The sequence below is a fragment of the unidentified bacterial endosymbiont genome, from assembly GCF_918797525.1.
In the GTDB taxonomy this organism is placed as follows: Bacteria; Pseudomonadota; Gammaproteobacteria; order Enterobacterales; family Enterobacteriaceae; genus Enterobacter.
The window spans coordinates 646,776-661,662 of record NZ_OU963893.1 but is presented as its reverse complement, the minus strand read 5'-3'; the positions used below and the strand labels follow the sequence as shown (position 1 = coordinate 661,662).

General features: G+C 49.8%; 19 protein-coding genes. 8 read left to right on the top strand and 11 right to left on the bottom strand.

Annotation, left to right across the window (positions count from 1 at the left end; all coding sequences use genetic code 11):
* The first annotated feature begins 2 nt into the window (after positions 1-2).
* From NL510_RS03055 to NL510_RS03020, 8 genes are read left to right on the top strand one after another with little or no spacing between them, the layout of a single operon-like run.
* Entirely contained in the window at positions 3-104 is a 102-nt protein-coding gene (locus NL510_RS03055) for a prepilin-type N-terminal cleavage/methylation domain-containing protein (RefSeq protein WP_253381519.1), read from the top strand.
* Positions 86-502: a GspH/FimT family pseudopilin gene (locus NL510_RS03050; RefSeq protein WP_253381517.1), complete on the top strand. Its 417-nt coding sequence runs from the start codon at positions 86-88 to the stop codon at positions 500-502. The genes NL510_RS03055 and NL510_RS03050 overlap by 19 nt, the downstream gene beginning before the upstream one ends.
* A complete protein-coding gene (gspI, locus tag NL510_RS03045) occupies positions 499-864 on the top strand; it encodes a type II secretion system minor pseudopilin GspI (RefSeq protein WP_253381515.1) in 366 nt (121 codons plus the stop codon). The genes NL510_RS03050 and gspI overlap by 4 nt, the downstream gene beginning before the upstream one ends.
* On the top strand, positions 857-1,438 hold the full coding sequence (locus NL510_RS03040) for a PulJ/GspJ family protein (RefSeq protein WP_253381513.1): 582 nt from the start codon (positions 857-859) through the stop codon (positions 1,436-1,438). Before gspI ends, NL510_RS03040 begins: the two co-directional genes overlap by 8 nt.
* The gene (gene gspK / locus NL510_RS03035) at positions 1,435-2,394 is read left to right on the top strand and encodes a type II secretion system minor pseudopilin GspK (RefSeq protein ID WP_253381511.1); all 960 of its coding nucleotides are present in this window, start codon (positions 1,435-1,437) and stop codon (positions 2,392-2,394) included. Before NL510_RS03040 ends, gspK begins: the two co-directional genes overlap by 4 nt.
* Entirely contained in the window at positions 2,384-3,532 is a 1,149-nt protein-coding gene (gspL, locus tag NL510_RS03030; protein WP_253381509.1) for a type II secretion system protein GspL, read from the top strand. The genes gspK and gspL overlap by 11 nt, the downstream gene beginning before the upstream one ends.
* Complete coding sequence (locus NL510_RS03025) at positions 3,525-4,007, top strand: type II secretion system protein M (protein ID WP_253381507.1); 483 nt, start codon at positions 3,525-3,527, stop codon at positions 4,005-4,007. The genes gspL and NL510_RS03025 overlap by 8 nt, the downstream gene beginning before the upstream one ends.
* Complete coding sequence (locus NL510_RS03020; protein WP_253381505.1) at positions 4,000-4,779, top strand: prepilin peptidase; 780 nt, start codon at positions 4,000-4,002, stop codon at positions 4,777-4,779. Before NL510_RS03025 ends, NL510_RS03020 begins: the two co-directional genes overlap by 8 nt.
* 3 nt (positions 4,780-4,782) lie before the next feature.
* Here the strand turns inward: NL510_RS03020 and bfr are convergent, their stop codons facing one another.
* From bfr to NL510_RS02965, 11 genes are all read right to left on the bottom strand, one after another.
* Positions 4,783-5,259 carry a bacterioferritin gene (gene bfr / locus NL510_RS03015; protein WP_253381503.1) on the bottom strand — a complete coding sequence of 159 codons (477 nt, stop codon included), beginning with the start codon at positions 5,257-5,259 and terminating at the stop codon, positions 4,783-4,785.
* A 72-nt stretch (positions 5,260-5,331) separates the two neighbouring features.
* Positions 5,332-5,526: a bacterioferritin-associated ferredoxin gene (bfd, locus tag NL510_RS03010; RefSeq protein ID WP_253381500.1), complete on the bottom strand. Its 195-nt coding sequence runs from the start codon at positions 5,524-5,526 to the stop codon at positions 5,332-5,334.
* A gap of 281 nt (positions 5,527-5,807) precedes the next feature.
* Positions 5,808-8,261, bottom strand: a complete 2,454-nt coding sequence (locus tag NL510_RS03005; RefSeq protein ID WP_366518909.1) for a glycosyl hydrolase family 18 protein — start codon at positions 8,259-8,261, stop codon at positions 5,808-5,810.
* 245 nt (positions 8,262-8,506) lie between these two features.
* Positions 8,507-9,691, bottom strand: coding sequence for an elongation factor Tu (tuf, locus tag NL510_RS03000; RefSeq protein WP_243544814.1), 1,185 nt, complete (start codon positions 9,689-9,691; stop codon positions 8,507-8,509).
* Positions 9,692-9,760: 69 nt separating this feature from the next.
* A complete protein-coding gene (gene fusA, locus NL510_RS02995) occupies positions 9,761-11,875 on the bottom strand; it encodes an elongation factor G (RefSeq protein WP_253381498.1) in 2,115 nt (704 codons plus the stop codon).
* Positions 11,876-11,970: 95 nt separating this feature from the next.
* Complete coding sequence (gene rpsG, locus NL510_RS02990; protein ID WP_004106370.1) at positions 11,971-12,441, bottom strand: 30S ribosomal protein S7; 471 nt, start codon at positions 12,439-12,441, stop codon at positions 11,971-11,973.
* A 96-nt stretch (positions 12,442-12,537) separates the two neighbouring features.
* Positions 12,538-12,912 carry a 30S ribosomal protein S12 gene (gene rpsL / locus NL510_RS02985; RefSeq protein WP_000246815.1) on the bottom strand — a complete coding sequence of 125 codons (375 nt, stop codon included), beginning with the start codon at positions 12,910-12,912 and terminating at the stop codon, positions 12,538-12,540.
* Between the two features lie 124 nt (positions 12,913-13,036).
* Positions 13,037-13,324: a sulfurtransferase complex subunit TusB gene (gene tusB, locus NL510_RS02980; protein WP_253381496.1), complete on the bottom strand. Its 288-nt coding sequence runs from the start codon at positions 13,322-13,324 to the stop codon at positions 13,037-13,039.
* A 7-nt stretch (positions 13,325-13,331) separates the two neighbouring features.
* Positions 13,332-13,691, bottom strand: a complete 360-nt coding sequence (gene tusC / locus NL510_RS02975) for a sulfurtransferase complex subunit TusC (protein ID WP_253381494.1) — start codon at positions 13,689-13,691, stop codon at positions 13,332-13,334.
* On the bottom strand, positions 13,691-14,077 hold the full coding sequence (gene tusD / locus NL510_RS02970) for a sulfurtransferase complex subunit TusD (protein WP_253381491.1): 387 nt from the start codon (positions 14,075-14,077) through the stop codon (positions 13,691-13,693). Before tusD ends, tusC begins: the two co-directional genes overlap by 1 nt.
* Positions 14,077-14,799, bottom strand: coding sequence for a helix-turn-helix transcriptional regulator (locus tag NL510_RS02965; protein WP_253381489.1), 723 nt, complete (start codon positions 14,797-14,799; stop codon positions 14,077-14,079). The genes tusD and NL510_RS02965 overlap by 1 nt, the downstream gene beginning before the upstream one ends.
* Positions 14,800-14,887 lie beyond the last annotated feature (88 nt).

Genomic DNA, 14,887 nt, shown 5'->3' with positions numbered 1-14,887 from the left:
TCATGGTTCATCAGAAAGGATTCACATTGCTGGAAGTGATGCTGGTGATGGTCATTCTCGCCACTGCAGCGGTAGCGTTACGGCGATGCAAAGCGATCGTCTAAGCGCCGCGGGAAAGCTACGCCAGCACGTCGACACATTCCGGCAGACGGTTGAATATGCGACTGACCTTGCGCTGCTTGAAAAACACGCTGCTGCTCTGCAGCTATCTGAAGAGGGTTGGTTACTTCACCTTCCACAGAAAAACGCGCGTGGCGGCTGGCAGTGGGAAGCCGTGCCGGAGCACGACAGCTTACCGCTGCAGGGTGAATGGGAAGGACCTGTTCGTCCCGAGCTGACGCCTTCAACGAAAGATGCTACGCCGCAAATTGTCATTCTGCCCGATGGTCAGATAACGCCGTTTTCCCTGCTTTTCAGAAATGAGAGGGGCGAAAAAATCCTTAGAGTGCGGTGCTTCGGCTCACTGCCGCTGGATATAACCCAGCTTAAGGAGGCGGAGTGAGACAGCAAGGCATGCTTCTGCTTGAGGTATTACTGGCATTGGTGATTTTTGCTACTGCAGTCACAGGGTTGGTCAGCAGTATGCAGTGGCAGCTTACGGCTCTGGACACCCTGAGACAAGAGATGCTGGCGCTTTGGGTTGCGGATAACCAGTTGATTACAGCCTGGTGCGAGCAGAGTGCAATCAAGTCGGGACAGGCAACACAGTTGAATCAGGCCTTCTCCTGGCAACTTACCAGTACGCCGCAATCCTCGTCGTCCTTAACAAGTAACCAAATCCGCGTGCAATCACCGGGGGGGAGGTCGGTGACCCTTGATGCATGGGTCCCGGTATCTGAGGATAAAGAGGAAAAGGATGAATAGCAGGCAGCGCGGTTTCACGCTTCTGGAAGTCATGCTGGCCGTCGCCATATTCTCGACGCTCAGCTTTCTGGCCTCAATGGTGTTTTCCCAGGCATCGGAGCAACACCAACGCGCCCAAAAGATAGCAGAGAACTTTCATGCGTTACAGTACACCCTGCTACTGCTTGAAAATGACCTAATGCAATATGTTCCGCGAAAGAATCGTCAAACTCAACAGACGTTTACGAGTAGATCAGATGACGTCATCTTCACAACACAGCTACGGGATGCCACCCGGCCTTTTGACGCGGCGTACGTGCTCGCCACGGTGCACTGGTATGTGCAGGATGAAACGTTATACCGCGCGGTGAAATACGCTCCAGATAATAAAGAGGACCAGGCTCCGCGTGCGTTGCTGTCCGGCATTACCCATTTTTCCGCAGCGATGGCGCTGGCAGAAGGCAACAGCATATCTACGACGGTTGCCATTACGCTTGAGCAAAAAAACAAGGAAACCCTCCGCCGCCTGTTTATTCTTCCTGGTTGGATCCCTGAGAAACAACAAACGGCTCAACGCACCGAGGCAAGCAAATGAAGGCGCAGAAAGGAGCCGCATTGCTTATTGTGCTCATGATTCTGGCACTGATGGCCGCTCTGGCGGCTGAAATGACGGTGAGCTTTCAAACCCAGCTTCAGCGCAGCAGGCGAACCAGCGACTTTATACAGGCAAAATACGCCCTGCTCTATGCCGAAGGGGAAGCCACCGCCGGGGTATTAAAACACGATGAGGAGCGTTTATCGGGTGAGGCCGAGCCGGGTGAAAACACAAGAGTCAGCTGGCGTACCGACGATCTGCAAAACTGCTTTAATCTGAACGCGCTGGAGAGTACCCCCGTTGACCTGATGGCGACACTGCCCTATGAAATCAGCGTGTTTGAAGCGCTGCTGGATAAACTCGGAATCGAAAAAGGTCGTGCTGATGAGATAACCCAGTCCGTGGCGGATAACATTGACGGCGACAGCTCACCGCGCACGAAAGGAGCTGAAGACGAGTATTACCATCAAAACAATATTGCACTTCTGACCGCGAATCAGATGCTCTTTTTACCCGCCGAAATACGCACATTAAGAGGAGTGACAGAGGCTATTTATCGAAAACTGACGCCATTTGTGTGTACAGCCTTCAGCAGCGACTTAATCATTAATATCAATACGTTAACGGAGGATAAGGCCCCGCTGCTAGCCGCACTTTTTCTCAATGATATCAGCACATCGGATGCCAAAGCCTTAATCAAAAAACGTCCCCAGGAGGGATGGAAAACGGTCGATGCCTTTATCTATCAGGCGCAGCAAGATTATAGCGCTGCCAAAGAGCGAGTGGACTCGCTTAAAAAGTATCTGACCATCACTAGCCACTATTTTGTGACGACCACTACCGTACGTGAAGGGGAGCTGACTTCAGGTATGCGAACATTTTTTTATTATGATGACAAGAAGAAAACCATTGGGATCTATTTGCGCCAGCTTACGGATGGCGAACATGAAGAATAAAACGGTGCCTTGTGCAGAAACGCTACTCATTCGTCTGGGAAGCCAGCCGCAGACACCTGTGGAATGGGCCATCGTTGACGGTAGCCAATGTGGCGACATACAACAGCTGCCACGGGAGCAACTCTCTGAACTGGCTGTTCATCCTGCCGCCCGGCAAACGCATGTACTCATTCCTGTCGAAAAAGCGATATGCAGAACGCTTGAGATCCCCGACGAACATTACGAACTGACCGATCGCAAGCTGCACTGGCTTGCCGATGAAACGCTGGATGAAAACGCCCCCTCACTGCACTGGACGCTACTTTTCCAGGCAGGAACAAGCCTCGTGGTCGCCGGTATCGACAAGGTGTGGCTTAAGGGGGAGCTTGGTACACTGGCGTCTTGCGGTCTGACCATAGCAAAAGCCACGCTGGATGTGCTCTGTTTGCCAGCAGCAGAAGACGGTTGGACAGTACTCAAAGACCACGACGCCTGGCTCCTCAGAACACAAAATGGCAACGTCTCTCGGCTGACAGAAAGCTGGCTTGTTCACGTGCTGACGCATTGTCCTCCTCAGCAGCTAACCCGCTATGGTGTTCTTCCGATCCCGTACCCGAATACGATAGCGAAACCAGAATGCCACATCATGACCCTTTATCCGGGTGCAGATACGACGACGCTTCTGCATGACAACCTCCGTCCACCGGCCGCGGTTTCCGCCTGGGCTGCGCGCCTTAAGCTCGCCGCAGCTTGCGGTATTGCCTTGGCCGCGGGTGTCGCGTTGCTTGTGCAGGCCGCCAGTTATTGGCGGCTACACGAGATAGAAGCACAGCTCAAGGACAACCTGTCCCATCAATGGCAGCGCTATATTCCCGAAAACCGGCATAGCAATAACCTGCGGGCCTACCTGCCAAAACAGCTACAGCAGCGCTCACCGGCCCCGTCAACGCTTATGCTGCGTCTGCAATCAAGCCTGACGCGTTTTCCCGACATAGCGCTCGAGGGAATGAGCTACGACCCGCAAAAAAAATCCTTTCGACTTTTTCTTTTTGCCAGCGACGGGGACCAAATACAGCAGTTTATTAAAGAGAACACATTAGGGTTGGTATTAACGGTCGACAAACATGAACAGGGGATGTGGATAATAAAAAATGATTAACCATGTGCTGAACATATTCAGGCAAAAGCCTCCCCATGAACAACGGATCATCATCCTCTCAGGCATATTAAGCCTGATTGTTCTTTTCTGGTTTGGCCTCTATCGCCCGCTTGATCAGACGATTGATACGCTGCAGTCCCGTTGTCAAAAGTTACGCAGCGACGGAGAGTGGTTGGGTAAACAGGTTGCCGCCGCCGGTCTGCTGCCAGAAAAAAGAACCGCCGGAAAACCCGCAGATCTCATCAACAGCAGCCTGAAAAAAGCGGGTTTAGACGCAACGATCCAGCAGGTGAATGCTGGCGACATTGAGGTCAATGCTGATGACATCAAAATGGAAAACTTCATGCGCTGGCTGGACGCTATCCAGATTGATCATGGGCTGCGTATTACGGCGCTGGAATTCCATGCCAGTAAAAAGTCGGCTGAAAATATCACGCTAACACGTCTGGTCATTGAGGTGAAAAAGAATGGATAGCGCGGTGACCGTACTGTTCCTCATCATCGGTCTGGTGGCGGGCAGCACCATGGGAATGGTCACCTGGCGGCTTCCGTTGATGGTGCTACACCAAAACACATCTGATGAAGCGTCTTGTGATTTTAATCTCTGGCTGCCGGCTTCCCACTGCTGTCAGTGTCGCACGCCGCTGGCATGGTACGACAATATTCCATTATTTAGCTGGTTACGCCTGAAGGGGAAGTGTCGCCATTGCGCACATCCCGTCTCGTGGCGCTATCTTTTGCTGGAAATCGGCTGTGGGTTAATGGCCATGTTTTGCTATTCCCTTCATCCTGAATCACCCGCACTGGCACTGGCGCTTTTTCTGTATTTCTGGTTTGCCCTTGCGCTGAGCGTCATTGATTCACAGCACTTTTTGTTGCCCGACAAGCTCACCTTACCCCTACTCTGGATTGGGCTGCTTTTTAACGTCTTTTATGAAACCATTCCTTGTGAAGACGCCATACTGGGCGCGGTCGCTGGCTACCTCATTTTGTGGCTAATTTACTGGTTCGTCCAGATAATTTGGCATAAAGAAGGAATAGGCTTTGGCGATTTCAAATTGCTGGCAGCGGCGGGCGCATGGACCGGATGGCACAGTGTGCCGGTCATTCTTTACGCTGCATCAGTACTGGGCGTTATTTATGGGCTGGTACTTTGGCTGAAAAACAAACGCCTTAATGGCGCCGTCCCTTTCGGTCCGGCGCTGGCATTATGTAGCTGGGGTTACTTCTGCTGGTATACTCTGTGATAGCTACCCTTCGTCGCGAATTTGCGCCTGCAGGTAGTTCTGGATACCGAGCTTATCAATAAGATCGAGTTCGGTCTCCAGCCAGTCGATATGGCCTTCCTCATCGGCAAGGATCTCAATCATCATGTCACGACTGACATAATCGTGAACACTATCAGCATAGGCGATAGCTTCACGCAGATCTTTTGCCCCTTCCAGTTCGAGCCTCAGATCGGAACGCAGCATCTCCTCAACATCTTCGCCGATGCCAAGTTTGCCAAGATCCTGCAGATTAGGTAGCCCTTCCAGAAAGAGAATACGCTCAATATACTTATCAGCGTGCTTCATCTCATCGATAGATTCATGATATTCAACGTCATTCAGACGTTTGAGGCCCCAGTTTTTGAACATTCTCGCATGGAGAAAATACTGGTTTATTGCGACAAGCTCATTTCCCAATAATTTATTGAGATAACTTATGATTTTAACATCACCTTTCATTATATAGTCCCTCCGCTTCCATTCATTGAAGCGTAGAACGGGCGACAAGGATGTCAAAAAAAACAGTGTAACTCAGGCGATCTCTTTAAATTCCGGCATTTGCATTAACTCATCCTGCATAACCTCCCGCGCGGCACGAATACATTTACCACATTGATTTCCAACGGGAATAAACTTGCGAAGCTGCTGAAAAGATTGTGGATGAAACTGACGGACTGCCTGACGTATCTTTTTATCGCTGATACCGTTACATAAACAAATGTACATATGCACTCCCGAACCATTAGCATCGTTAAGATAAATGATTATTGTTCTCAATTCAAGCTAATTGAAAAAGAAAATCTCATACGCCATAACCATGGTGGATTTGACTTTAATTTCAATCAGTTATATCACCCTACCAATACAAACACAGCGTGCTTCTCTTTATTGCAGTTGTCCCTGTAGCTATGAAATGAAAATAAGAGTTAACGCTGTTTTTAGGGAAATAAAAAAAGGTGAAGTTCAAACGAACTTCACCTTTTACTTATCCAGTACACTCAAAAGCGTTATTTAACCAAAGAAGCTCCATTTGCAAGCATATCGGCCGTTAACGTCACTTTCGTAATAGGCGTTTGCACCGAATTACTAAAACGATAGAGATCAACCACATCACCCGCTTTCAGGGTTGGAGACCATTGTCCAGTAACAGTATTATTAGTGCTATCAACCGTTTTACTACCATTGACGATATGATTATTCTGGCTCTTACCTACGTAATTGCCATTAACGCGAATACTGTAGTTTTTATTCGAAGCCTTGTGCGCATCGCTAGTCAACGTCATTTCCAGTTTATCAACTCCTGAAACATTAACCACTTTGAACGCTTTCAGCTCAGCAGATACCTCTGGACGCATGCTGGTCTTGCCAGCCAAAAGATCCTGAGTAACCTTAATCGTATTCAGCGGAGTAGTGACGCCGTTTGAATAGTTATAAAGATATAGCTCGTCGCCAACATTCAGCGGGATCCCCCAAGAGCAGGTGACGGTATCTTGTTCTACATTGGAAGTCTTTTTGCCATAGTCGTAGCAACTATTGGACTGGCTCTTAGAGTAATACTTACCGTTAACCTGGATGGTGTAGTTCATGTTACGTGCTTCATGCGCACTACGTGTCAGGGTCAACTTTGTCCAGACAGTACCGTCTTCGACGTATACACCGAAGTCCTTCAGATTGGCTTCTGCTGGAGTTACTGGAGTACTATCATCATCACGGGTAAATGGCGCAAACACTTCACTAAACGCATACTGCGGTGCCTGCTGAGCAGTCAAACCACTGTGCTCAGGAGAAACCTGCTTAGCAACGCCCGGCTGATCGCGCATCATTGACCAGACACCGATCATGCCCAGACCGCGGTCTGTTGCATCCTGCATCACCAGTTTCGCATCCGACATATAGAACACTTCACCCTGAACATCGTTGTAGCCGATCATTGGGGTAGTACCCATCATCGCATTGATTTCAGCATCGCTCTTATCGGTGAAGATCTGCTTCAGCTGGCTGAACAGGTTTTCGATTGCGGAAGTTGCACATTTGCCATGGATGTTCTGGCCTTCCGTACCGTCTGACTGACAGATACTGTTGCCGTAGTCCATTGCCATTACGTTAACACCCGCCAGTTCAACACCTTTAGCTTTTGCGTCTTCGAGCACATACAAGCCTTCAGCAGTTAAGCCCGTTGGCAGAATTGGCAGCGTATACCAGATACCGACGCTACGGCCTTCTGATTTCCAGGTGTCCTGAACAGCTTTCACCGCTTCGTTACGACGATTAATGGATTCGTGATCCGCAACCCAGGTGCCTTCGATATCGAAGTCCAGTACGTTCAGGTTAAGATTATCCACGATGTCATAATAGTGCTGCTTCAGATCGTTCACATTCTTACAGGATGCTGCCAGCGGAGAGTTGTTCGCGCCGCCGATGGATACCATTACGTCGCCGCCCGCTTCACGCAGTGCTTTGATCTTGCTGTACTGCGCGTAGTTGTTAACATCATAAGCCGTGCCCCAGGTTGGGAGACAGGTGTCTGCATCCTTGCTCACCATAAAGGCCATGGTGAAGTGAGTAACGCCCTGGTTCTGTGCAAGGCTTGCCAGATCCGGCTGTGAGTTCAAGGTAAAGTCTACATATGGCGCATAAACGTGCGCAGGCCACGCAGATTTTGGCGTACCGACTTTTTCTTTTGTGCCAGTCCAGTCGATGAAGATACGCCATGGGTTGGTATCAGAAGGAGAAACTTTCTGCACTTTAGACTGCGAGACGTAGTTAGCACCGTTATAGCGAATGAGAGTACCGTTTTCGTACAGAGTCGAGGAACTATATTCTGGCGCTTTGTTCAACTGGTCCTGAGTGTAAGAAACAACATCACCCAGTGGCTTCCATGGACGGCCGTTAGTACCGGTCGGGTTTTGGTTTCCAGCGATAGAAGGGTCGTCCCCTACGGTATAAAACAGCGCTTCATATTCCTGCCCGTTTTTCTGAACTTTATCGCCTTTATTATAGGTGGTACCAGATGACCACTGTGCAACAGGCGCATACGCTTCCCATGGATTTTCCTGGCCCGGAGTAAAGCCATATGCGCTTTGGTCTACAGAGGATTTATAGGTTGCTTTATTATAGGTGACAATATCGCCTTTCTTATAGGCGGCACTATTGTTGTAATCAGGATAGGTTACTTCACCACCGCTTGTTTCACAGGTCGTTGGATTACCATATTTGGTCATTTCAGCGGCGGTAGCAGCACGTTCATAACGCCATGGGTTATTAGCCTCGTCAGCACCCGCATTGCCCGGGCAGTCTGTTGCACCGACCCACCAGGCATTAGTATAAACACCGCTATCAAAAATAACTTCATAGGAACTGCCGCCTTCCTGACCACTCCATGCTTCCAGAGCAAATGCGGGTAATGCAGCACAAGTCAGCCCCATGCAAAATAAAGCTTTTGTTGCAAGATTCAATTTCATTTTCAACATTCCTGTAGTTGATATCCGTTAGGTTATTACACATACATGTAATACCGAACAAGGTAATTACTAAAGGACATAGATTCAAATAAATTGCATTGCAAAACGAGGCTTTAAGAAATAAACAAACTCATCATACCAGTTGGAGATGTATTATTTTCGGAATATATTCATTATTTATTGAAATAAAAAACCCCGAAATATATTCGGGGTTTATGAGGCTACACATTAATTAAAACGTTTAATTAGCCGAGAACTTTAGCAACAACGCCCGCGCCAACGGTACGGCCGCCTTCACGGATTGCGAAACGCAGACCGTCGTCCATCGCGATTGGGTGGATCAGCGTCACAACCATCTTGATGTTGTCGCCTGGCATTACCATCTCAACGCCTTCTGGCAGTTCGATGGTTCCGGTCACGTCAGTTGTACGGAAGTAGAACTGTGGACGGTAGCCTTTGAAGAACGGAGTATGACGGCCGCCTTCGTCTTTAGACAGGATATAAACTTCAGATTCGAACTTAGTGTGCGGCTTGATTGAGCCTGGCTTAGCCAGAACCTGACCACGTTCGATTTCTTCACGTTTGATACCACGCAGCAGAACACCTACGTTCTCACCAGCACGGCCTTCGTCCAGCAGTTTGCGGAACATTTCAACGCCAGTACAGGTAGACTTAACAGTCTCTTTGATACCAACGATTTCAACTTCTTCGCCAACTTTAACGATACCGCGCTCAACACGACCGGTCACAACGGTACCACGACCGGAGATGGAGAATACGTCTTCGATTGGCAGCAGGAATGGCTTGTCAATCGCACGCTCTGGTTCTGGGATGTAAGAATCCAGGAAGCCAGCCAGCTCAACGATTTTCGCTTCCCACTCTGCTTCGCCTTCCAGCGCTTTCAGCGCAGAACCACGGATGATTGGGGTATCATCGCCTGGGAAATCGTACTGAGACAGCAGTTCACGCACTTCCATCTCTACCAGTTCCAGCAGCTCTTCGTCATCAACCATGTCGCACTTGTTCAGGAACACGATGATGTAAGGAACGCCTACCTGACGACCCAGCAGGATGTGCTCACGCGTCTGAGGCATAGGGCCGTCAGTCGCAGCAACAACCAGGATCGCGCCGTCCATCTGCGCAGCACCGGTGATCATGTTTTTAACATAGTCGGCGTGGCCTGGGCAGTCTACGTGTGCGTAGTGGCGAGTCGGGGTGTCATATTCAACGTGAGACGTGTTGATGGTGATACCACGCGCTTTTTCTTCTGGTGCGTTATCGATCTGATCGAATGCACGAGCAGAACCACCGTAGGTTTTTGCCAGAACGGTAGTGATTGCAGCGGTCAGGGTAGTTTTACCATGGTCAACGTGGCCGATAGTACCAACGTTGACGTGCGGTTTTGTACGTTCAAATTTTTCTTTAGACACGGCTATATTCCTTACTATAGTGCTCTCCCCTTTGGAGAGAGCACGGGACTTAGGTTTTAATCCTGTGGCTTATTTACCACGGGCTTCGATAACGGCCTGAGCAACGTTGTTAGGCGCATCATCATACTTCAGGAATTCCATGGTGTATGATGCACGGCCTTTGGTCAGAGAACGCAGCTGAGTTGCATATCCGAACATTTCAGACAGCGGAACTTCAGCGTGGATCTTAACGCCAGTTACTTCGGATTCCTGACCACGCAGCATACCGCGACGACGGCTCAAGTCTCCGATAACGTCACCGGTGTTCTCTTCAGGAGTTTCTACTTCAACCTTCATGATTGGCTCAAGCAGAACTGGTTTTGCTTTCTTAAAGCCTTCTTTAAAGGCAAGAGACGCAGCCAGTTTAAACGCCAGTTCAGAGGAGTCAACGTCGTGGTAAGAACCGAAGTGCAGACGAACACCCATGTCAACAACCGGATAACCAGCCAGAGGACCCGCTTTCAGCTGCTCCTGGATACCTTTGTCAACGGCAGGGATGTATTCACCAGGAATTACACCACCTTTGATGTCGTTGATGAACTCGTAACCTTTAGGGTTAGAGCCCGGCTCCAGTGGGTACATGTCGATCACAACGTGACCATACTGACCACGACCACCAGACTGCTTAGCGTGTTTACCTTCAACATCGGTAACTTTGGTACGAATCGCTTCGCGGTAAGCAACCTGAGGTTTGCCCACGTTAGCTTCAACGTTGAATTCACGCTTCATACGGTCAACGATGATGTCCAGGTGCAGTTCACCCATACCAGCGATGATGGTCTGGTTAGATTCTTCATCAGTCCATACGCGGAATGATGGGTCTTCTTTAGCCAGACGGCCCAGAGCAAGACCCATTTTTTCCTGGTCAGCTTTGGTTTTTGGTTCAACGGCGATAGAGATTACCGGCTCTGGGAATTCCATACGCTCCAGAATGATCGGGTGATCCTGGTCACACAGGGTGTCACCGGTAGTCACGTCTTTCAGACCGATAGCTGCAGCGATGTCGCCCGCACGAACTTCTTTGATCTCTTCACGTTTGTTAGCGTGCATCTGTACGATACGGCCAAAACGTTCACGCGCCGCTTTCACGGAGTTCAGGATGGTGTCACCGGAGTTAACCACACCAGAGTAAACGCGGAAGAAGGTCAGGTTACCCACGAATGGGTCGGTAGCAATTTTGAACGCCAGAGCAGAGAACGGCTCTTCGTCGCTTGCGTGACGCTCAGCCGGCGTATCTTTACCGTCGTCCAGGATGCCGTTGATCGCAGGAACGTCAACCGGGGATGGCAGGTAATCAATTACCGCATCCAGCATCGCCTGTACACCTTTGTTCTTGAATGCAGAACCACAGGTTACCAGGATGATTTCGTTGTTCAGAACACGCTGACGCAGAGCTTTCTTGATCTCGTCTTCAGTCAGTTCTTCACCACCCAGGTATTTTTCCATCAGCTCTTCTGAAGCTTCCGCTGCGGACTCAATCAGGTTCTGGTGCCATTCGTCGGCCAGGTCCTGCATGTCTGCTGGGATATCTTCGTAGGTGAAGGTAACGCCTGCGTCTTCTTCATTCCAGTTGATGGCTTTCATTTTCACCAGGTCAACAACACCGGTGAAACCTTCTTCAGCACCAATTGCCAGCTGCAGCGGAACAGGGTTCGCGCCGAGACGGGTTTTGATCTGGCCAACAACTTTCAGGAAGTTAGCACCCATACGGTCCATTTTGTTAACGAACGCGATGCGTGGAACTTTATATTTGTTCGCCTGACGCCATACGGTTTCAGACTGTGGCTGAACACCACCAACTGCGCAATAAACCATTACCGCGCCGTCAAGAACACGCATGGAACGTTCAACTTCGATGGTGAAGTCAACGTGCCCCGGGGTGTCGATGATGTTAACGCGATGCGGTTCATACTGCTTAGCCATGCCTGACCAGAATGCAGTAGTTGCTGCGGAGGTGATAGTAATACCACGCTCCTGCTCCTGCTCCATCCAGTCCATGGTGGCTGCGCCGTCATGAACTTCACCGATTTTATGGTTTACACCGGTGTAGAACAGAATACGTTCGGTAGTGGTGGTTTTACCGGCGTCGATGTGCGCACTGATACCGATGTTACGATAGCGTGCGATGGGTGTTGTACGAGCCATTTGATTCCTCGTTTATATCTTAGGCGTTCAGTTAAGTAACCCAGAACGGGCAGCTTCGCTGAAGCGCCCGTCTGGTGACTATGACTCCGAAGGGATTACCAACGGTAGTGTGCGAACGCCTTGTTGGCTTCTGCCATACGGTGAACGTCTTCACGTTTCTTAACTGCAGTACCTTTGTTGTCTGCAGCATCAGAAAGTTCGTTCGCCAGACGCAGAGCCATGGATTTATCACCGCGTTTACGAGCAGCTTCAACGATCCAACGCATTGCCAGGGCATTACGACGAACCGGACGAACTTCAACTGGAACCTGATAAGTAGAACCACCAACGCGGCGGGACTTAACTTCTACAGTTGGGCGAACGTTGTCGAGAGCGACTTCGAAAGCTTCCAGTTCATTTTTACCAGAACGCTGAGCCAGGGTCTCAAGCGCGCTGTATACGATTGCTTCTGCAGTAGATTTTTTACCATCTACCATCAGGATATTGACAAATTTTGCCAGCAGTTCTGATCCGAATTTCGGATCTGGAAGGATTTTACGCTGACCAATGACGCGACGACGTGGCATGGGAATACTCCGTTGTTAATTCAGGATTGTCCAAAACTCAAAGAGTTTAGTGTGACATTAAGATAAATCAGTTTGGCCTTACTTAACGGAGAACCATTAAGCCTTAGGACGCTTCACGCCGTACTTGGAGCGAGCCTGCTTACGGTCTTTAACACCAGAGCAGTCAAGCGCACCACGAACGGTGTGGTAACGAACACCCGGAAGGTCTTTAACACGACCGCCACGGATCAGGATCACGGAGTGCTCCTGCAGGTTGTGACCTTCACCACCGATATAGGAAGTCACTTCAAAACCGTTAGTCAAACGCACACGGCATACTTTACGCAGTGCGGAGTTTGGTTTCTTAGGAGTGGTGGTATATACACGCGTACATACGCCACGTTTCTGCGGGCAGGCTTCCAGCGCAGGCACGTTGCTCTTTGCAACTTTGCGTGCGCGTGGTTTGCGTACCAGCTGGTTAACTGTTGCCATTAAATAGCTCCTGGTTTTAGCTTTTGCTTCGTAAACACGTAATAAATCGACCTCATACAATATGAGGACGCGAAATTTTAGGGCCACGTCGAAAAGGTGTCAAGAAATATACAGCGATCTCAAATCACCAGTTCATTTGACTGGCCTGTCTCACAGTAAGATTGACGAAATCAGTATAGCCAACCGCGTCAATTTTGGCTGAAATTTGACCAATCAATCCCCGCGCATCCAGATCGTCTTTCAGCGCCAGGACAGTAATGGGGGCATTATTGAGAATTTCAACGAAGCGACTGCCTTCAAGCGCAGCCAGCACGCCATCCTCAATCAGCAGCAAATCATCACCTTCGCGTAGCATACTCACTAACGCATCGATATCACATTGCCACGGTGAACGGCTCAGAATATGGAGCATGACAGCCTCAGAAAGTCAGAACAGTATCATAGTGAGAGAGTTGCTCGCGCAGCGCGCCTGAGGCGAGGATTGTCGCATCCAGCACGAAAGGCGTCTTATCATGTAACCCGCGCGCGGCCAGAGAGTCGGCGCACACATAGAAGGTTTCAATGTCATAAAGCGGTAACACTTTGAAAGTAGCAATATAGTCACGTGCGAGGACGGCTTGCGGTTGCTGCCCGGTCAGGAGCTGAAATACTCCATCCCCTAAAAAGAAAACGCCGATATCGTCGGTGAATGCGGACATCGCGAGCAATGCATCCAGCCCTTCTCTGCCCGATGTGCTACCGTGCGGGGCGGAGGAAAAAACAAACGCCACACGTTTCATCAAAATTGTACCACTCTGTCGCAGGTCAGCGCAGCCTGTGCCAGTGCGCCCAGGCCACTTAACGAAAAACCGGATTGCAGGTTTGCCCCCGGCAGGCCGAGACGCGCGGCTTCAGTCGAATCCGTCACGCCGCGCCGCAGCGCCGCAGCCACACAAATGTGTAACTCTACGCCCTGTTTCTCGTTTAATGCCTGCCAGGCGCGGACAATGTCAAACTCATCACTCGCAGGCGAGGTAAACTGGTTCGCGTTATACACCCCTTCCCGATAGAAGAAAACGCTCATCAGTTCATGTCCGGCGTCGAGCAACGCATGCGCAAACTGCAGCGCACTGCTGGCCTGCTGTGTGCCGTAAGCCGGGCCTGTTACCATCAACGCAAAACGCATTACTTGTCTTGCCCCATAAAATCACCGCTTTTGAACTGGCGAATGTAGAGGTAAACCGTGTGCTTAGAGATATTCAACCGGTCAGCCACCTGGTTGATGGCATCTTTGATATCAAAAATCCCTTTCTCGTAGAGGTTGAGCACAATCTGGCGGTTTTTAGCGTTATTGGAAACGTTGCGGTCGGCATTCACTTCTTCGATCGTGTACTCAAGCGTCTGGGTCACAAGATCTTCAACAGAGGAGGCAAAGTTTACGGAAGAGCCAACGTCCGGGGTTTCGGGTGGGATAAAGGTGCTCATGATTTGCGAGAAAGGCACATCAAGATTCATGTTGATGCACAGCAACCCGATCACACGGTGCTCGCGATTTCGAATCGCGATAGTTTCGGATTTCATCAGCACGCCGCTTTTGGCGCGTGTGAAATAGCATTTAGAGACGCTGCTGTCTGCGCCGGTCATGTCATGCAGCATACGCAATGCAAGGTCGGTAATTGGCGAACCAATTTTACGGCCTGTATGTTCTCCATTCGCAATACGGATGGCCGAACACTTCAGATCCTGCAGGGAGTGCAATACGATTTCGCAGTGGGACCCAATGAGCATCGCTAACCCGTCCACCACCGCTTCGTAGGATTTCAGAATATCGAAGTCGGTCTGGTCAAAAGGACGTTGATCCAGTAAATCAAGCTCACTGGTTTCGTTGGTTAAAAGCGACCTGGACATGAAAAAAACACTCCTTTTCAGGAGCCTGTCGTTACGTTTTCAGGGCAGGCTCATTATCTACACGGACAACTAAATTAATACAGCGTGT